This is a genomic window from Bradyrhizobium sp. SUTN9-2 (assembly GCF_003122645.1).
GTDB classification, from domain to species: domain Bacteria; phylum Pseudomonadota; class Alphaproteobacteria; order Rhizobiales; family Xanthobacteraceae; genus Bradyrhizobium; species Bradyrhizobium yuanmingense.
In genome coordinates this window covers 2,503,281-2,522,259 of the sequence record NZ_LAXE01000001.1, presented here as the reverse complement: position 1 = coordinate 2,522,259, position 18,979 = coordinate 2,503,281, and the positions used below count along the sequence as shown (strand labels likewise).

Sequence of the window (18,979 nt, the reverse complement as noted above, 5' to 3'; positions counted from 1 at the left end):
TGGCAAAACCCTTCTGCCGCCAAGTGATTGAAGGTTCCAGGACGAGGAACGCAAAGCTAACGAGTTTATAGTCACGCAATGGCTCAGCTGGAGGCGCGTTCGCTACTTCGATCAAATTGATAGCCGGACCGCCATTGAACGCATTCTCCTGTACTGATCATATCGCGCAAGCTCGAATTCCACCCAGGGAGGAGAGAGCGTGACGGCATGGATCAATCAGGACCCACCACATAGGCCATTGCCGGGTACTGCGGGTAACCACGGCTGGCGGATAGTCGGTGCCGACATTGCCTGCCTCTCTGTTCGGCTTGGGACCAATGCAGAACTTCTTGGGCACATATTCGCAAACGTGCAGTCATGCGACTTTTTGCTTTGTCAATCATCGTCACGGATCAACGGAGCAGCAGCCCTGCCCGACATCCCGTATGCTCTGAGCCTAGACCGTGGGAAAAACCGGTCGACCGGCTCCGAGAAGGCGGCGAGACTGCTCGCGGGCGCTATCAACGAACTGGATGCTTCCCATCAACACTTTCGATTTTACTAATTCAATCCAAACACCCCATAAGTCGACGCCGGATTACGGAAAGAACAGTCCACGAATGTCTCGTGACAATGACTCCTTGCAGCTTGGTCGCAGCCCATCTCACATCTGTCGTGACTGCATCACGCAATGTCCGACAGCGAAATACGCGGAGCAATGCAGTGCGATGAATAATCGCAGGTGGGCGCGCAATCTATCAGGTTGTCGTCTCTCGCCCCTGCAATGACACTTTGCGGCTCCAAGAAGACAGCTCACGCACACTGTTCGGCGAAGGTAAATGGGTCCGCAGCATAGAACTCGGGCAGGTGACCTGTCCTTTGCACGGGAGCGGGCCGGATTTTTCGCTCTGACCAGACCGATAGCGTCAACAATCCAGCACGTGTCGCGGCAGCTCCAAGCAAGGAAGTACAACCACCTGTGTCGGTCCGACTCGAGCCACTGCAATTGTCCGACGCGCTGGACGGCTCGCTCCAATAGACTTCCGGCCCATCCAGAACGCTTGTCGGCTTTTCCATATTCGCTCATTTCCCCTTTGCAATCCTTTCGCGGCACATGTGTGCCGCCTTCCGGCGACGCATCCGCCGTCTGGCGAACGGGAAACAACACCTTTATTCCGCCTGTCTTGCATTTCACCACTTTGGAGAAATACCGTGGAACTTGACCCTTCCAATTCTCGCATCCAGGATCTCGCGGATCGCATCGACCTGCAACTCGACATCGTGGCGGCGCTCATGCGTGAACAAGGCAACGAGCTCGAAGCGATCCGACTGCTCAATGCACTCATAAGCCAAATGATTACGGCGGAGCTGGAGCTCGGTCAGCGTGGCGATCCGAGCACCGGCGACGGACGAATGCGACTGTCACGAGACCGTGGCGTTTACCACCCCGAGGACCTTCAGTTTTTAGGACGCCTCTTCGATCAGACTGTGGCGGCATTACCAACAGCGCTACGAACTTCCGTTAATCGAATGACGATCGCCAAGCTGATTTTTTCACGTGCGGCGGCAGACTGACGTTTCATTTGACTTTTTTCTGGACGTTGACGGCGCTGACCGCACGTTGATCGTTGGACTGACAACCGTGCCAAGGTCGTCCGCACCAGGGATCGAGGGTATTCGGCTTATGGGCTGCCCGTCCATAAGCGGGGCACTTCCGCTAGCTTTCTATGTCGCAAATGCTCGCGACGATGTTCGAGAGCAGGCTCGCTTTATCTTGCGCCGCGGACGACACAGTTACGGCGCACCAGCTGTCCGTACTGAGACCCTCAACCAAGCGTTCCGAGGTCGGCTACTATTGCAGCCTTGGCCGCTTCCTGACTCCAGATTGAATAACGCAGCGGAGCAATCCATTTTCATCACGTCCGGTTAGTCGTGACCGGCCTGGCGCGGATCTTCCGATTGCAAGAAGAAGATCCACAATTTATTGTCGACGCCAATCAACAGCCACTACGGTAAAGAAGCGCGCTAGAATCCCTGCTCGTTTAACTCGTTTCAGAATTATTCGACTGCACTTGTGAATACGACATTCGGTCATCTGACCTTCAACAAAGATCTATAAACTCTCCAAAAGCACCGAGCGCAGCTCGATCGAGAGTCTGCGCACTCATTGTCTTGCTTGCGAAGATACGTCACGAAATCTCCGTTAGCTTTTGGGAAGGTGCTCCCTTGTATCAGGATGTCGAGGAGTGTTTGACATGGATCAGTTTTCTTCCGACCAAGTGCCGGTGCCAGATGCTGTCGTGACCGTCGCATTTGACAAGGCTTGGGGCTTTGTCGAGAAGGATCCGTTGCTTGCACATAATCTCAAGGCCGTCCTTCATAGCCGATTGCGCACTTACCTTGAGTGCTCGATAAGAAACGGCGAACGGAATACCCTGAACCTGGCAAACGAGGCGATACGCAACTTGCGCGCTGAACTCGCGCCGGCGGCCGAGCAGCGCTTGCACGCGCGGCGCTGGGAGCGTCTGGCCTGGTAAACGCATTTAACGGGCCTAATCGATAGTTTAATCGGGCCAGAGTGTGGTCGCGCAGACTTTTTGCCTCCAGCTGTTCTGGCGCCCCAAGACCAGGAAGCTGGAACCAGAGCCAATGGGCGAGGAAAGAGGCAAGCGCGCTAGTATCGCTCGCCGGGAAACCGCCTACCCCCGTCGCATCTGCGAGCTCTCCTAAGGTGCCATATTCAACATGCCAGAAAATGGGTCAACGGATCTGCAGTGGGAGCCACGTTCCTCAACATTCAAAGAACATTGAGGCGAATAGCGATAGCGACCGCTTGAATTCGGCTAGTTGCACCCAGCTTCCGCATCGAAGTCTTGACATGAAAGTTGACTGTATTCTCGCTGATTCCCAGGATCCTTCCGATTTCCCACGACGATTTACCCTCTGCCACCCACCGCACGCAGCTAATCTCTCGATTCGACAATGCCACTTTTCTCTCGCATCCATCGTTGCAAGGACGAGCGATCTCGTTATAGGCGGCGTGAAAGAGACAGGCCAGCGCGTTGAGATGACCGATGCGGTGCTGAGGGTCAGCATCGTCGAACGCGGATGCAAACGACACCACGGACACCCGACCCAACGGGCCAAACAACGGCACGCTCATGCCATGCTTCAGGCCCGCCTCTCTCGCCTCGTCCAGTACGCGTCTCTCGTCCGATTGAAGTTGGTAGTAGTCGGCGAGTTGATCCCACAAGTACGTCCGCGAAAGCATCGGCGTCCGCCTGACACCGGATCGATAGTATGGTACTTGCGCTTGAAGTATCGGTCGCACCAGGCTGGCGGCCACTTTACAGCGACAGTCGGAGGTGAATACTCCGCCAGCCGAAGCGGATCAACGAAGTTGAGAGCTCCGTAGGCGACTTCACTGAAGCCTTCCTTGGTGGCACAGCCTACAAGATGCTCGAACAGCGCCCTGAGTGAATGATTCTGGTTCGCACATTCAGTAAAACTGAAGAGGTCCATAATGGGCGCCTCAGTACCACGATCGAGCTCCCGGTCATCGTGTTCGGTTGCGCTTATTTCCGGCGGAGCCACATTCCAGTCCATGAGCTGAACTCGACGCTTTGTTATTCGCGGAGTCTGAGCGCTCGCCCGCTATTAGATGTCGTCTGGACACTTTGCATGCGCGTCACAGTAGGACCAGTTCAGAGTAGCAAGTGTCGTACCAACTGTTGATTTCGCCAAAATCAAACGTGACGAAAGCGCTTCAAAGGCGGACGTTGCGAGTCCAGCGCCTTGAAGCATTCAAGACATTAGTAGGGAAGGCGACAGCACCATTTGCGAGCCGCGCCACAATAACTATCCTTTTACCGGTCCCCGAGTGAGTTCGATGCCTTCGGCGTTGTGCAACAGAGGTCGGATGGGGTGCCAACTTTCAACTGATCAAGCTAAGCGGCAATCTCCTCGATGCCGGGCTAAGCTCAGCTCTCATTCGCGCAAGAGGATCTCCAGGCTCGATTGGCCTATCGAACCACAAACTTCCTCGGTCCATTGTGAATGGAGCGGAATACCAGAATGAGAACGCATTTTCATGCGGTGAAAAGGCGCAAGATCTCCCAGCAGGGTCCTGCATAGACGGCTGCAGCTCACAGCATTGAGAACGACGCCCCGACTGGGCGGCCCATGTGAAATTGAGAGCTGCAGGTGCATCGCATCGATGCGACGACAATGAAAGCTAACGGATTAGATATGCGCGATCTGGCACCAATCGATAGCCGAAGGCGATCTCAAATAACGTAGACAACTCAGCTGATGAAGCAGAATAGAGATTGTCGCACATAATAAGTGTCAGTCTGATGCATCTGGCCAGGATTCCCTTTGCCATCGGCAAAACCTCCACAGTCGGTGTGAGTTGGTGAGCTGCATTAGACAGGAACGAGAAGCACGCCGAACCAAGGCGCCCCGACGCACTTCGCCGGGGCTGAAAGTGCGCCGGGTTCGCCCCAACATCATCAGTACATCCGTGATGATGCTTGTGGCAATGAGACAAGCAGCGTGGCGGAATTGAGGCTTATGCGTTCGATACTAGAGATCAAAACGAGTTTCCGTCGGCTGCGCCAACGGACTTGAATCGCACGTCGCGTCACGTTGTAGCATTGCCCTCCTCTCGCTCACATGCAGCAAGCAACTTATCTTCCGTGGCACGTCGGCCTTGGACGAGAGGCATCCATCGAACTCTGGAAGCAACCAAATCAGCCTGCGCTTCGAAAGCACGGCTTGAAAATCCGCCGGAGGAAGCTCAGCTGCTCCTGAAGAGATCTACAAGTCCGTCTTGGGATCAGGGAGTGCCGAAACGACCTGCCAGCGGATGAGCAATTGATGTTTGCAGGCTCGCCGGCACGTCGGCCGCTCAACCGTGTGAAGTGGACCCTATGCTGAGGACCACTGGGGCCGGTTTGCTAAGTGGAGCTGTTGCCGTTCATTCTTCCCAATACTTTACGCTACTCTTGCTTGCTGCTGTTGTGGCTGTGGGGATGTGGGCAACGCGCAGCGTTGTCCAAGCTTCTCGCTTGCGAGAAGCGTCATATCCACAGCCTCTTCGCCGAATGCGCCGGTGGCACCGGCCCGCCAGACCGCCATCGGCGCGCGGTTTTCCAGCGCCTGATGAGGGCGTTGGAAATTGTAAAACTCGATCCATCGGGCGATTCCGGCTTTGGCCTCGTGGCCATCCGAATAACCCTTGAGATAGATGTCCTCGTATTTGAGAGAGCGCCACAGCCGCTCGATGAACACGTTGTCCATCCAGCGGCCCCGACCGTCCATCGAGATCCTGACGCCGGCGGCGGCTAGCGTGCCGGTGAAGGCGGCGCTGGTGAACTGGCTGCCCTGATCTCAGGCCGGCGGAAGCGCGCCAAGGCCTCTTCGAGCGCGGACACGCAGAACGATGTGTCCATCGTGTTCGACAGGCGCCAGGTCAGCACCGCCCGGCTCGCCCAATCGATGATCGCCACCAGGTACAGAAAGCCCTGGCCGATCGGCACATAGGTGATATCGGCCGCCCACACTTGATTCGGCCGGTCGATCACCATCTGGCGCAGGAGATACGGGAAGATCTTGTGTCCCGGCGCCGACGTGGTGGTTCTGGGCTTTGGTCCCAGCGCCGCGATGCCCATCTTGCGCATCAACCGCTGCACGCGCTTGCGATTGATGCGACAGCCTTCGCCATTGAGCATCGCCGTCATCCGCCGCGAGCCCAGGAACGGCCAGGCCGTGAACAGCTGGTCGATCCGTCGCATCAGCTCAAGCTCGTTGTCATTGGCCGGCCGCGGCGGCCGATAGACGCTCGATCGCGCAACGCTCAGCAGTTGGCATTGCCGGCGGATCGACAGACTCTCATGATCGCGCTGAAGCAATCCTCGGCGATCCGGCGCGCTCATCTTCCGGACCTCCTGGCTAAGAAATCTCGTTCGACCGTCAATCGGCCGATCTTGGCGTGGAGCTTCTCGAGCTCCAGTTCGTGGGCCGCCTCGCCATCCCGACCAGCGCCCGCGTCGAACGCCCGAACCGCTTGATCCTGAAGCTGCTTCTTCCACGCATAAATCTGGTTCACATGCACCTGATAGCGCTGCGCCAGATCCGTCACCGTTGATTGTTCTCGCAGCGCCTCCAAGGCGATCTTTGCCTTCAGTGCCGCATCGATCTTCCGTCTCGTCTTCTTCATGGTCCGCTCCGTTTATCAAAACGGAACGGCATCCGCACCACCTAAGCCGCCGGTCCACAATCCGGGGTCCACTTCACCATTTGATGCGGTCTCGCGCCTTATTTCGCTGCCGTTGCCATGCCGCGATCTCGTTTCGGAGCGCTTTGGGGTCGTCGATGCGACGGCCGAGACACTGACGCTGAAGCACGCTGATCTCGCACTCGACCATGTTGAGCCAACTGGCGTGTTTCGGGGTGTAGTGGAATTCGAGGCGGCGCAGGATGCGCCGGGCCTCGGCGGGCGCAAATGTTTGATACAGCGCACCGGCGGTATGGATCGACAGATTGTCCTGCACGACACGGATGCACGTGGCATCGGGGTAATGGACGTCGACGAGTTCGCGCATGCAATGGGCGTAGTCCACGGCGGCGCGGCGGTCTGTAGTCTTGACGTTGCGCCAGCCGCGATGCGGGTCGAAGGTAACGAAGAGATTGACGGTGCCGTTGCGGCGGTACTCGTAATCGTAGCGCTCGCGCTGTCCCGGCTCGGCCGGAATCGGCTGACGCACCTCGCCGATGAGCTGGACGGGGGTCTCGTCGAAGCAGACCAGCGGCCGGACGGGATCCGGCGCCTCGGCGTAGAGGTTGAGCACGTCCTCCATGCGGGCGACGTATTCGCCGTCGACATGGGGGATGCACCACATGTCCCTGCGCCACGGCTTGAGATCATTCTCGGCCATCCGGCGACGCACGGTCTCGCCCGACAGGCTGTCGTGATCGATGAGCTTGACCATCGTGTCGGCCAGTAATGTCAGCGTCTAGCGTTTGCGGCCGGCGGGCGGCTTGGTGCATGCGGTCGCCACCAGCAGAGCCTCCTCCTTGCCGGTCAGCTTGCGCTCTGCGCCCGGACGCGGTTCCTCGCTCAAGGCCCGCTCCAGATTGCCTTCCACGAAGCGGCGCTTGGTCCGGCCGACGCTGGAAAGGCTGACCCGGACGGCTCGGACAATCTTCGCGTCGCAACTACCGGCATCGGCCGCCAGCAAAATCTGCGCCCGCTTCAGCTTGCGGGCGGCATGCTTGCCGCCGCCGAACATCGCCGTCAGTTCCTCTCGCTCGGCTTGGCTTAATTCGACCCTATAACGTACATTCATGCTTCGCCTCCTTGTCGGAGGCCGGGACGAATCCAGCGATGAGTCAAAAATCAGGCACGCACTTCACGGAGAAGCAGGGGCACTACCTGGCCTTTATCTACACCTATGCGCACATGTTCGGTCGCCCACCCGCCGAAACCGACATGCAGCGCCATTTCCGCGTCAGCCCGCCGTCGGTCCACCAGATGATTGTTACCCTACGAACGAAACGGTTTCATTCGCCGTCAGCCAGGCGTTCCCCGAAGCATCGAGATGCTCTTGCCACCCGAAAACCTGCCCATCCTCGAATGGCTCGGTATCAAAACGTCAAAATCACTGTGATGAACCACTAGGCGGGTTTGACATATCGCAAAGACATTAGAGAGGGTATCCGTGAGCTTTATGCTGGCCTGACCATTGGAAAGCTAGGATTTGCAAACCTCCCTTCTGAACAAGTATTGCGATGCTCGCCTGCCTTGGTACACCATCTATCCAACCGTACAGGATTTCTCCGCGACGGTCGGTGCCAAGACTTGCGAGACATGGCTGAGACGGCTGCCGCCCGACGAGCCCGTATCGCTCTACATCCACGTTCCGTTCTGTCGTTCCATCTGTTGGTATTGCGGCTTCCCTACAAGCCTCACTCGCAGCGAGCAACCGGTCCGCAATTACTTGGCAGCAGTGCGAGACGAAATAGGCTTGGTCGCAGAGCAAGTGCCGCGCGCCCTGCCGGTGAGCGACGTGCATTTCGGCGGCGGGACGCCGACCACCATTGCACCGAGCGATTTTCTTCCCTTGATGGAACTCCTGCGCCACTGCTTTGCGTTCAGCAAATCGGCTACCATCGCCGTAGAAATCGATCCGCGTGGGGTCACGGCTGAGATGGTAGAAACTTTGCAAGCGGCCGGGGTCAGCCGCGCGAGCATCGGCGTGCAAAGCTTCGACCCGGTGGTTCAAAGGTCGGTCAACCGCATGCAGAGCGAGATGCTAACGGCTTCTATCGTCGAAAGTCTACGCCAGCATGGGATCAGCCGCATCAATTTCGACCTCCTCTTCGGACTACCGCATCAAACGGTACGGTCCTGCGTGGACTCCGCGCGGACAGCTCTGGCCATGCGGCCAGATCGGCTTGCGGTTTTCGGCTATGCTCACGTCCCCTCCTATATGAAACGCCAGCGCCATCTCGATGAGACTGCGCTGCCGGACAATATTGCCCGCGCTGAGCAAGCCGCAGCCATTGCAAATACCCTGATCTCGGCCGGCTACCAGCAGGTCGGGCTCGACCATTTCGCCCTGCCCAACGACGAACTCGCGCTGGCGCAGAAAGCTGGTCGACTGCGCCGCAACTCCCTCGGTTATTCGGCTGATACCTGCAAAACCGTAATCGGCTTAGGTCCGTCCGCCATCGGCCGTTTGCGAGATGGTTATGTGCAGAACGAGATCGCAACCACTCGCTACCACGAACACGTTCGAGCCGGCCGCCTGGCAATCTCGAAAGGCCATTGTCTGTCGGCTGAAGATCGCCTCCGCGCCGAAATCATCGAGCGTCTAATGTGCGATTTGCAGGCCGACATACCAGCGATGTGTGCTGCTCACGGATTTGATCCGATTCCTCTTCTCAAGTCTGCAGGCCGGCTCGGAATGCTTGCCGAAGACGGGATAGTGGACATTGAAGAGGGTTTAGTCCGGGTCAAGCAGGAGCACCGATTTGTCGTTCGTGCAGTTGCTGCCGCATTCGACACTTATCTCGACCGTACCCCTATTAGCTAGGCCACGCATGTGAGCAGATTCCAAAACATCTCAGCTCTTCGCGAGGGAAGATCCAAAAGGCGCCCGCCGACGGACAGGCCAGATCTCGAGGATGGAGCGGCGGTGTTAGATATAGCCTCAAATCGGGGGCTAATCAGAAGCGAGGCTGATTAAAGACAGGCGCAGCGGATTCCGCCGCTCCGGCGCGCTCTATTGCGCGGGAGGGTTCGGCCGCTAGCTGCGCCGGAGTGGTCTCGATCGCAGTGGCGCGTCAGCGAAATCCCACTCGATGCCTTCCTGATTGCGTTGGATGGAGCAGCCTCGCCTCAGGCCTTGACGACGTCACAAACTTCATCCGGGACACGCCACCTAGGCGCAACGGTTGAGCGGCCGAGCCGCCATGGCCGATTGGACCAGTTATCATTGCAACTGTTCAACTCCCAATTCCGGCAGGTTGCTTGAGATCACGGATACATGGCAAGCGGACCAACGAACGCCGCGCACCTCAAGGACCGGATGCAATACAGATTTCGCCGTGACAACGGCGGTAACAGAGCCATCAACCTGCTCGCCGGTTGCCGGCAGAGCTGCTGTATGGCTGGTTCGGCCGGCCTCCCGGGCCATCAGGTTAGACCTAGTGGTGTGTTTGCCGGACGCGCAAATTCAAAGGCGCCTTGGGCAAGCTCGGCGATTGTCGCGTGTTTCCGTGACACCTATACCGACGAAGCGTTGCGAGAAGCCTGGCCTCACCGCGAAATCGGCTGACTCACGGTGAGCAAGGTGTACATTCGCAGCGCATTTGTATCCATGACAGCACGGCGCTGCGCGCTCGTCCTTAACGTCTTGACGAACCAACGCTCGAGGCTAGCTCTCGGTGCACCGGCGTCGTTCATAGGCATGGTTGCGAAGCAGATGATCGCGTCGCGAGCTAACAGCTTTACAAAGCGTCGGCGGTTCTCGTCAGAAAGCTCGAGATCTAGCTCGTCTCTCTATCCGGACGCGAAAATGCTGAGAGATTACTCTTGGCCGATCAGGCCGCAGCGCAATCTATGCATGGCCGACAGAGATGGAAACAAGGTGCGCGTGCGTGATTGCCTTCTTGATACGAGTTTAGGATACCCGGCGGCCAACGCACTATCCTTCAATCTAAGGCGCAGGGGAAAGCAAGGTTGGCTTGTCATCGCAGTTTCGCTCGCAGCTTATCTGGTCGACAATTCCGTACTGGCTCAAACCGCCAGCCGGTTTGAGCCTAGTAGCCACCCTGCGCATAAGGCCAGCACAAGACGAAAGGCTTCTGATCCGGCCGAAAAGCTCCGGATCAACCTGGCAATCAACTCCCCGGCGCCAGTAGCAAGTCCCGGCGTGCCTTTCGAAAAGCGCGCGAGTGTGGACAGGGCTACTCAGACAAAAATGCAAAAGACAGTCGATCCCTTCGCACGGTACGATAATCTGCGTGAAAAAGGGGTGTGGTTTAACATACCTGGCGCCGCGGACACGATCGATCAGGACAAGGGCGGCGTTAGATCTGCGCTTGCAGATGCCGGTATCGGCTACATGGGCTGGACACACAACAGCTTTGCAAACAACGTGCTGCCGAATGCCGCCAGAAGCACTATCGAAAATCAGCTCTATATGGGCCAGAATCCGACCTTCGCATCGGCAAACTTCATGATCGTCACCTACGATCTCAGCCGGTTTGGCGTTTCCGACGGACAAATTGTACTGGGGGCCGAGCAGCAACACTGGACGTGGGATCGCCAGGGACCAGATCGAGTGGGGCTCAATACGCTCGCCTACTATCAAACTTTCTTCGACCGGACGCTAGAACTCAAACTTGGCTATCTCAGAAACCAAAACGAATTCACCGGTACATTGTTCGGAGGGATTACAGGATCGAACATGGCTGCCTTGTTCCAGGGGGGCATGAGCACCAATGCTGCACCGACGCCTGCGGTCAACCTGAAGTACAATTTTGACCGTGGCTTGTACAACAAGGTCTCCGTCCAGCGCTCAATTAGTCCAGATGGTCCCTATGTCCAGATAACTGAGAATCCCACGGGCTTGCACTGGAGCACGCCCCATGCAGGCATTCTTCTCATTGATGAAGCCGGCTACAAGAGCAAGGCAGCTCCCGGCGTACCCGATACCTGGCTGCGGGCGGGCGTTGGTTTCAATACCAGCCGGTACGCGAGTTTGACGGATCCCAAGCAACCGAGGGAAAGCGGGAATAACTTCCACTACATCGCTGCGGACAGGCAGTTCTGGCAGAACGACCCCGATGGGACCCCATCGCGCGGCATCTATGGCGGCTTCTCCATTATGGAAGCTCCGCCGGACCTGAACAGGATCAGCCGGTATTGCGAGCTTCGTCTTTACGCGAGGGGAGCATTTGACAGTCGGCCCAGTGATCTGATTGCACTCGTCGCTAGCAACACGAACTGGAGCAAATTTGCGGTGGATGCTGCCCTCGCCCACGGGCAGCTTGCGCATCGCGAGACAACAGCAATCACCGGAACATATACCGCCCATCTCGCTCCGGGAATATATGCAGGGGTGGGACTGTCATACATTCATAACCCCACAAGCATCACGCATACTCCCCAAACCAAAGACGCGCTCAATCTGTTGCTATCTACGTTGATATTCTTCTGATCATCGCAACCGCCATTCTGCTACGACCTCCTCGTGACCCAAGGGACTTGAGCTTGGCTATTCTTCTTGAAAGGATCCGCCGCATCTGCGCTAGGCAAACATTGTTGCTCGGCTTGACGGGAAGCCGGTAACCCGGCGGTGGCTGAAGCTCATAACCTTGCCATATTCCGTCGCAGGAGTGGAGAGCCGACGGTACGCGCGTACTATGTTGTCCAGCCTGATGCCCTCTCTTGCCGATTAGCTTCGTGCGGCGTGCGGTCCTGCATGGGGGTGCCGAGAGACAGTCGTCTTCGAATCCAACCTCAGGTCTGAGTACGAGCAGTGGAGTTGTCGCACGATAACCCGGCCGCCAGCACCACCGCCGAAGTCACGCCTCACCTCTGCAATCTAAATACATTGATTGCATGGCCCATCAAGCGCGACGTGAGCGAATGCCGCGCGCGAACTGCCCGCCCAGCACTTAGAAATGCAGCCAAGTTTGACTCCTCAGCCAGGTTCGGGATAAACTCGAACGCGCCGGCGTCCCTCGCCTTCCACCAACTCGCCCCTATAAGGCACTCCGCGGATCTCAAAATAGGTCGGGCGCCCAACCTCGGGCATGATGCGCTGGCCTACAAGGACGCGTACAAGGTAATCTGGCAGGAATCGCTCGCGGTGCTCCCATCCGCCCCGAATCAAATACCCGAGATCGACTCTACCTTCGTCGGGTCGCGCGGCCCTGACGATCTGCGGGGGACGATAGAGGGGCTGGGATGGGCCAGCGTCGTTTATTCCGCCAGCGCGCGGGTGATGGATCAGGCGAACATCCATGCGGCCTTCCGGCCCGAATGTCGCGGAATAGCGCTCCCCATTGATCGCAAACTGACTAGGCCCGAACTGGTTTGGCAGCAGATTGATGTTGCTCAATACATCGAACAATACGTCGGAAGCCGCCCTGGAGCCGTGGCGCCAGTCGGCCCCAACGATCGCTCCGATATCCCGCAGCTCCGGAGGCGCACCCGGCAGTCCTGCGAACCACGAGGGGGCTGCAAATTCAGGTGCTGGCGCAGAGCGCGCATCGTCACGCAGGTCGTGCGGTGTGGGTGGCTCCAGATCAACGAAAGAGTCGAGACCGCCGTAGATGTTGGACGATCGGGGCCTCACCGATGACGGCGATGCGGGTTCTTGCATTTGTTGCCCAAGCCAGGCCCAGGCTCCCTGGCTCGGGGTGGCCGGAGTAGCAGGAAGCTCGAGCGGCGGATGAGCTTGCGCGGCCCAGTGCGGCGCTGGCACTGGTGAGGCGGGTTCGTGAATTTGCTCGGCAAGCCAATCCCGGGCTGCCGCGCTCGGCGTTGCCGGGGCTGCGGGAAGCTGTTGCGACGAACCGGCCTGCCAATCGCTAGGCGCTCGCTTCGATGTGGTGGGCCCGTGGATCTGCTCGCCAAGCCAATCCCAGGCTCGCTCGCTCGGGGTGGCTGGCGTCGCAGGAGACTCCTGCAGTGAGTGCGGCTGTCGAGCAGCTTCCCAAGAAGGCTGGCCCGGATCCTCAGGAGGCCGCAATCCAAGCGCCCTGTTCGCCTCCATGATTTGTTCGTATCGGCCAAGTCTGACCAGATCAGGTTTGATCTTCCTGTCCTTGGTTTCGCGCCTGTACTTCTCTACATCCCGGTCAAGCGTTGGAGTGGAAAGTCGGCCAGCGATTGGCGGCCGATCATGCGTCTTCAGCCACTCACTCAGCCTATACATGCGGCGAGCTTGCCTATCGATCGTCTCCGGCTCGACCCTGCGCGTCGCCTTTTCCGCGGCCGCCCACATGTCGATGAGGGTGGCGTCCGCGCCGTGAGGGGCCAGTCGGCGGAGATCAGCCGCCAGGGCGTTCCCGGCACCGACCTCACGGAGCTTCTTCAAGGCGGCTTTGATGCGCGTGCCGCGGTCCTTTGCGTAGGTGTCGACATCCTCATCGAGTTCAGCTTCGAGCTGGTGGTTTTCCACGCGCGGATTTGCCAGCTGCGAGTTTTCCCGTTCCCGGCCAATTCGATCCGCGATTGAGGGCCTGCCGTTCTCGCTCAGGCACACGCTCAAATGGCGCAGATCGGCTGCGGCATTCTTGATCGTGCCGTCGGTGAGGTTACCTGCCGCGTTGTTTCTAAAATCTTTTATCAGCGCCTCGTCCGCCTCAGGGACAGGCCCCCCGCGCGTCCGGCCCGGCTGCCGAGCATAGTCAATGCGAAGGTTCGTGGAAAAGGCATCGTCCTGTCCCGCGTCGCGCGAGGACTTTTCGCTGCTGCTCCCGCCAAAAACCTTGCCGATTCCCGACCTGAAGCGTGACCATAATCCGGCGCTTTTTCCGCTCTTGGCTGACGCGTTAGACTCTGCGTCCGGAAAGCTGTAGCGCGCGCTGCTGAACAGATCATCTCGCAAGCTGGAATGCGGCACTTGAGCCGAAGCGGGCAGCTGGAAGCCGGGAATGTCTACGCTCCGGCGCGAGCCGCCCAGCGCACTCTCCCTAAAAGCGAAGTCCGTCGGCACCCGCATCGAACCGCCGAAATCCTCCCGCCCGACTGCTCGCCCCCCTTCCGCAGGAGCCCGATTGGGCGAACTTGAGTTGCTTTCATCAGAAGGATCAAGACTCAAATCCTCCAGCTGCCGTTCAAAACCAGCGTGCTCCCTTGGGTTGTCTCCTCTCTGCGCGGTCCGCTCTTGCAGGGCGGCGTACTCCCGCATCCAGGCTCCTGAATCGAAGAATGGGTCAACCGGATCCACCCTGCTCTCCTCACGTTTGCATAGGCCCTACAGCAATCGGTACGGCCTGCTAGCAGATCGTCTAGCAAGAAACACATTGTCCATTGTTGTAGCCGCAACCTTTCGAAAAGCTGACGAGATCAGGGCATTGCTGCGTGATTGACGGACTCGCATCGGCCGCCGTCCGGCGACAGGACGCTGTCGCTCCAATTTTTCGCACCTCTTCGCCCAGCCTGTTCCAGTCAACGAATTTGTAAACCGACGATACCCATGGATCGTCCTATCGATTGTGCGAGGAATTCAAAGCATCAGGCCGGAATTCCTCGGCCGCTAACAATGTCTAAGGTCATGCGTGACGAGCATCTTCTCCGCAACTTTGGCGCTGAGCTTATCCTGCGGGTGCTCTTCAATGACGGACAGCGACCTCTCCTTGACGCAGACCGGGCGCGTTCTGGTGACCTGGGCTTCCATTTGTTGCTTTCGACTGCGCTTATGAGGGAGGGACCGAATTGGCCTACTGCGGTTTACCAGGTCCGGTACTTCGCCCGAATGCAGAAACGTCCCTTTCCAAGGCTTACTGAGCATCCACCGTTTCCGGGAAAACGTGGATCACATAGGGCTGCCCACGTTCTGCAGCGGACGGCTCAAACTTCCCGGTAGCAGGTCCTCAGGCAGGCTGGTCAGCCGGTTACCGCTGACATCGATCGATTCCAGCCAGCTCGGAAGGGTTTCAGGGAGATTGGCCAATTGATTTCTGCTGACATCGAGTTCAACGAGACCGCCCGGGAGGGACCCGGGGAGTTCGGTCAGCTGATTGCCACTAACCGCGAGTGAGGTGAGGCTGCTCGGGAGAGCGTCGGGCAGACTACTCAGTCGGTTGTTATTTGCGTTCAGAATCCCCAGCTCTGCCGGGAGGCTAGCTGGGAGACTCGTCAACCTGTTATCGCTGACCTCTAAGCGATAGAGGCTCGCCGGAAGAGCGTCCGGCAAACTGGTCAACCGATTGTGGCAAATAAATAGTTCGCGGAGACCGGACGGGAGGCTAGCGGGCAGATTACCTAACTCGTTGTGCATGGCGCGGAGGTTCAGCAGTCCCGGCGGCAGGGCGTTGGGCAAAGCGGTTAAGGACAGGGATGACAAATCGACCAAGTGCGAGCGCATGTGGTCCGCAGCCCTCATTCGTGAGCGCCCCTGTCCGCGGTTCTCCGCTGAGCCCTGCCCCTGTTCGCCAACCCACTCGTCCAAGATCCGCGCGCGCGCGGAGCTGGGGGTCCGATACCCTGTCAAGCTTTCGACCAAATTTGTCAACGCAGGTTGAAGCCGCGGAGGTAACTTTCCTGCTCCCCTTCTTCAAAAATATCCGGGACAAAACCTGCGCTTCGCTGTGCCTGTCCTGTGTCCATCATCTTATCTCCCTCTTCAGAAACTAAGAAATACGTGTACCGCTGCGCATGGCCGCGGAGCAGGAGTTTGCGCGGCTGGCGCAATCATTCGAGCGGACGCACGTGGGCCCGCGGCGGCCCGTCCTGGCCGAAGGCGGTTCAGCTTCAGATGAGTTGGAGGCGGCGAATGGATCGATGCTGCTGCAACGTTTGCTGCCATTCCGTTCACCGACAGATCCAGAGGACCGCTAACGTGCTGCCGCTAGCACGGCCACCTGTCGATCAGCTGACGAGTCGCGCTGCAAAACGCCCAAGTCACTCGGTTTGCCGCCGCTAGCAAAGACCAGCGTTGCACCGATCGCCTTGGGCATGTGAAGGGACGGCCGCGGAGGCGAGTGTTCGAGCGCCTGCCGCTCTTTGTTTTTCGGGCACTCGGCCGAAAAGAGATTTTTGCCTGGCACCGAGGTAACGCACCGTTGCCGCGCCCAGGGCTTCATGTTTAAGCCGCGGCTGCGTCGGTGCGGACACGCGTAGGCAGAGACAACGGGCCGCAATGGATTCACTGTTCCAAATCGTTGCACCGAAATCATGCCTGTTCGATGCCATCGCTGCGGTAACTGCGAATAGAACCGTCAGCTTGTCGAAAGAGAAGTTGTCCTAGGTCCTAGACGGTGTTGTCGCGGGCTGAGTTCGCCCGGTGTGGTACGGGAGGTGAAATGGATCCTTTTGAGGCGGGACAGATTCGGCCCGACGAAGGCATTCCTTCTGCATCTTCCCAACAAGAGGGGGCGGAAGACGCGCGGGGGACGGCCCAGTGGGATGCATTCGTGACCGGTTTCGCAGCAAACGCCCGGCATCCAACCCATGCGGCGGCCGAAGAAGACGAGACGCTAGAGAATTGGGCTTCTGAACAGCACGTGGGCCCCCTCGAGGACCGGGAAGAAGCGGCAAGGCGGGTCAATGCTCTGGGTGAAGACGCCATGCTCGATCTCCAATCGCTGTCCCTTACCAGCCTGCCCAGGCTTCCAAGCGAAATCGTCGTGCTCGAGGTGCCCTTCAACCGGCTTACCAATCTGCCTGACGAACTTCCGGCTTCGCTCCAGCGTCTTGATGTTAGTGGCAATCAGCTGAGCAGCCTGCCCGCGCTCCCGTCCGGGCTCAGAGGCCTCGACGTGAACTCGAACCGGCTGGAGAGCCTACCTGCCGTTCTACCTGCCGGGCTCCGCTTTCTTTGCGCCAACCACAATCGGTTGCTGAACCTACCCGAAGCTCTCCCTGCTTCGCTCCAATTTCTCCATATCAGCCACAATCAGCTAACGAGTCTAGTGGTGGAGCTCCCTGCTACGCTTGAGTATCTCGACGTAAGCCAAAATCAACTGACGGATCTGCCGCCGGCTCTCCCAGCTTCGCTCCGGTTTCTCGACGTAAGCCAAAACCATTTGACGAGTCTGCCCCAGGACCTGCTGGCGGCCTCGGGCGATGGTGGCACCCTAGTTCTGACGGACAATCCGCTGTCTGAGCAGGTCCTGGCGAACCTGAGTACAATCCTGAGCGCGGAGGGTTATGTCGGCCCGACTGTTCACCTGTCGCACGACGACGAAAGTGAATCGTCCGGGACAGACGATGAGCAGGCGGACGCTCTTGCTGAAACAGTCGCAGAATGGTTGAAGGGCAATCCAAAGGAGGGTGATCGGGAGGTGCTTGCCGCGTGGCAGAACTTTGCAGAAGAGCCGGGCGCTCCGGAATACCGGCTTTTCCTCGGCAAACTGTTCGAGTCCGTCAACTCGGACAATGAAGGATTCCGGAAATCGGTGGCCAATGATCTACGTCAGGCGGCAAACAACCCGCAATTTCGTGCCCAGTACTTTCAACTGGCATGCGACGCCAACCAGAGCTGCGAGGATCGCAGAACATTAACTTGGAACGGCATGCAGACCGTGCGCCTCATCGCGGAAGTCGAGAACGGCGTCTATGACAACAAGGCACGGCTTGCCGATCTCGTCGAATTAGGGCGCGTCATGTTCCGCATGGACGCGCTCGAGGCGATCGCGCGCGACAAGGCTCACTCGCTCGCCTCGGTTGACAACGTAGAAGACATCGACGCCGTTGAAGTCTTTCTTGCCTATCAGAACAGACTGCGCGAGCGGCTGGGACTCCAACACGTCGCGCCGGACATGCGCTTCTTTGAGGTCTCCGGGGTTACCGACTCTGATGTTGACAGCGCAGAGGCATCCGTGCGTGAGAGGGAGGCGGCCGAATTTGCCGACTATTTGGCGATGGATTGGCAGCCTTGGGACGATGTGATTCGCCGCATCGCACCTGAAGAGCACGCCAAGACGCAGGACCAGCTCATTGGTGCAATGGGAAAGGAGTTCGAGAGCCGAATGGAGCAACAGCTCGCCGATCAAGGCCTGACCGGGGCTGAAGCTGGCCTCGTCGAAGATGCCAAGCGAGTGTTAGGTGCCGCAATTCGCAAAGAGATCGCCCGTGAGATCAAGGGTGCCCTAAGAGATAAGGTGCTCAATGAGCGCGGCCTCGCGCTCTGAAGCCCCCCTTTGCCGTAGGATGCTGGTTGTGGCCGAGAGGAATGCGTAATGCACAGCGAGTGCAGCGGAGCGCCGATCGAGAAACCGGCGTTGCTGCTGTCTATCATGCTGCCGCTTGATGTAGGTCAGGTCGACGCTTGGAGTAGTGCGTCCCGCCGCGAGCGATGGAGCGTCTTAACGAGCTCCTCTAAGCGTGGAGTGACAGCCGAAGCGCTGCCCCTCTCACGCCCCCGGCAGTTTGGTTGCTGGACACCACTCTCCATCAGTACGCCTCCGTTGACGCCCGTTGACGGCCGCCTTGTTTGACGGAAGCGAGCGCTGCAGGTCCTAGGGGTAATCCTAGGAGAAGCGCTATGACGATTTCGCGGGCAGAGGTGATCACATCGGTCGAGCGGCGGCGGCGGTGGTCGCGAGATGAGAAGGAACGGCTGGTTGCAGCATCGCTCGCGCCCGGAGCCACTGTTTCCGAGGTGGCTCGCATGGCCGGCCTTCATGTGAGCCAGCTGTTCGGGTGGCGCAAAGAGTTTTGCAAGCGCGGTGAGACGAGTATGGCGCCGTTCGTGCCAGTCGAGATCGGACCGTCTGTGCCGCCGCGGCACCTGACCGAAGTGCCGTTGACGAT

General features: G+C 58.6%; 10 protein-coding genes and 2 pseudogenes. 7 read left to right on the top strand and 5 right to left on the bottom strand.

All coding sequences use genetic code 11. The features are described 5' to 3' along the window. Positions 1-1,191: 1,191 nt before the first annotated feature. Positions 1,192-1,554 carry a NolY gene (locus XF30_RS11545; protein WP_109142760.1) on the top strand — a complete coding sequence of 121 codons (363 nt, stop codon included), beginning with the start codon at positions 1,192-1,194 and terminating at the stop codon, positions 1,552-1,554. A 680-nt stretch (positions 1,555-2,234) separates the two neighbouring features. After that, positions 2,235-2,516, top strand: a complete 282-nt coding sequence (locus tag XF30_RS11540) for a hypothetical protein (RefSeq protein WP_109142759.1) — start codon at positions 2,235-2,237, stop codon at positions 2,514-2,516. 260 nt (positions 2,517-2,776) lie between these two features. Here XF30_RS11540 and XF30_RS39795 read toward each other — a convergent pair whose 3' ends face one another. The 4 genes and pseudogenes from XF30_RS39795 to XF30_RS11525 all read right to left on the bottom strand — a co-directional run bounded on the left by XF30_RS39795 (position 2,777) and on the right by XF30_RS11525 (position 7,328). Beyond that, positions 2,777-3,250 (bottom strand): helix-turn-helix transcriptional regulator, encoded by a 474-nt coding sequence (locus XF30_RS39795; RefSeq protein ID WP_283811132.1) that lies wholly within the window; start codon positions 3,248-3,250, stop codon positions 2,777-2,779. Further along, a complete protein-coding gene (locus tag XF30_RS39230) occupies positions 3,151-3,501 on the bottom strand; it encodes an autoinducer binding domain-containing protein (RefSeq protein WP_283811210.1) in 351 nt (116 codons plus the stop codon). The genes XF30_RS39795 and XF30_RS39230 overlap by 100 nt, the downstream gene beginning before the upstream one ends. A 1,617-nt stretch (positions 3,502-5,118) precedes the next feature. Next, positions 5,119-6,199, bottom strand: a pseudogene (locus XF30_RS11530) (IS3 family transposase); the annotation flags it as partial. A gap of 73 nt (positions 6,200-6,272) precedes the next feature. Further along, positions 6,273-7,328, bottom strand: a pseudogene (locus XF30_RS11525) (IS630 family transposase). Positions 7,329-7,366: 38 nt separating this feature from the next. On the opposite strand from XF30_RS11525, the gene XF30_RS11520 reads away from it, so the two are divergent. The 3 genes from XF30_RS11520 to XF30_RS11510 all read left to right on the top strand — a co-directional run bounded on the left by XF30_RS11520 (position 7,367) and on the right by XF30_RS11510 (position 11,708). Beyond that, positions 7,367-7,660: a LexA family transcriptional regulator gene (locus XF30_RS11520; RefSeq protein ID WP_349644140.1), complete on the top strand. Its 294-nt coding sequence runs from the start codon at positions 7,367-7,369 to the stop codon at positions 7,658-7,660. A 79-nt stretch (positions 7,661-7,739) separates the two neighbouring features. Then, the gene (gene hemN / locus XF30_RS11515) at positions 7,740-9,077 is read left to right on the top strand and encodes an oxygen-independent coproporphyrinogen III oxidase (RefSeq protein ID WP_109142758.1); all 1,338 of its coding nucleotides are present in this window, start codon (positions 7,740-7,742) and stop codon (positions 9,075-9,077) included. A gap of 1,032 nt (positions 9,078-10,109) precedes the next feature. Then, a complete protein-coding gene (locus XF30_RS11510; RefSeq protein WP_244608924.1) occupies positions 10,110-11,708 on the top strand; it encodes a carbohydrate porin in 1,599 nt (532 codons plus the stop codon). 486 nt (positions 11,709-12,194) lie between these two features. Here the strand turns inward: XF30_RS11510 and XF30_RS11505 are convergent, their stop codons facing one another. Further along, positions 12,195-14,450, bottom strand: coding sequence for a hypothetical protein (locus tag XF30_RS11505; RefSeq protein ID WP_244608923.1), 2,256 nt, complete (start codon positions 14,448-14,450; stop codon positions 12,195-12,197). A gap of 2,077 nt (positions 14,451-16,527) precedes the next feature. Between XF30_RS11505 and XF30_RS11495 the strand changes: the two genes are divergently transcribed. Together XF30_RS11495 and tnpA are read left to right on the top strand one after the other, a co-directional pair. After that, on the top strand, positions 16,528-18,357 hold the full coding sequence (locus XF30_RS11495; protein ID WP_109142755.1) for an NEL-type E3 ubiquitin ligase domain-containing protein: 1,830 nt from the start codon (positions 16,528-16,530) through the stop codon (positions 18,355-18,357). Between the two features lie 353 nt (positions 18,358-18,710). Then, positions 18,711-18,979: IS66-like element accessory protein TnpA (tnpA, locus tag XF30_RS11490; RefSeq protein ID WP_146207792.1), on the top strand; the 269-nt coding region annotated here is incomplete at its 3' end.

Excerpts from the sequence above, each read along its gene's own strand:
- XF30_RS39230 (WP_283811210.1), bottom strand. The coding sequence starts at position 3,501 with ATGGACCTCTTCAGTTTTACTGAATGTGCGAACCAGAATCATTCACTC.
- XF30_RS11510 (WP_244608924.1), top strand. The coding sequence starts at position 10,110 with ATGGCCGACAGAGATGGAAACAAGGTGCGCGTGCGTGATTGCCTTCTT.
- XF30_RS11520 (WP_349644140.1), top strand. The coding sequence starts at position 7,367 with ATGAGTCAAAAATCAGGCACGCACTTCACGGAGAAGCAGGGGCACTAC.
- XF30_RS11495 (WP_109142755.1), top strand. The coding sequence starts at position 16,528 with ATGGATCCTTTTGAGGCGGGACAGATTCGGCCCGACGAAGGCATTCCT.
- XF30_RS11540 (WP_109142759.1), top strand. The coding sequence starts at position 2,235 with ATGGATCAGTTTTCTTCCGACCAAGTGCCGGTGCCAGATGCTGTCGTG.
- XF30_RS39795 (WP_283811132.1), bottom strand. The coding sequence starts at position 3,250 with ATGCTTTCGCGGACGTACTTGTGGGATCAACTCGCCGACTACTACCAA.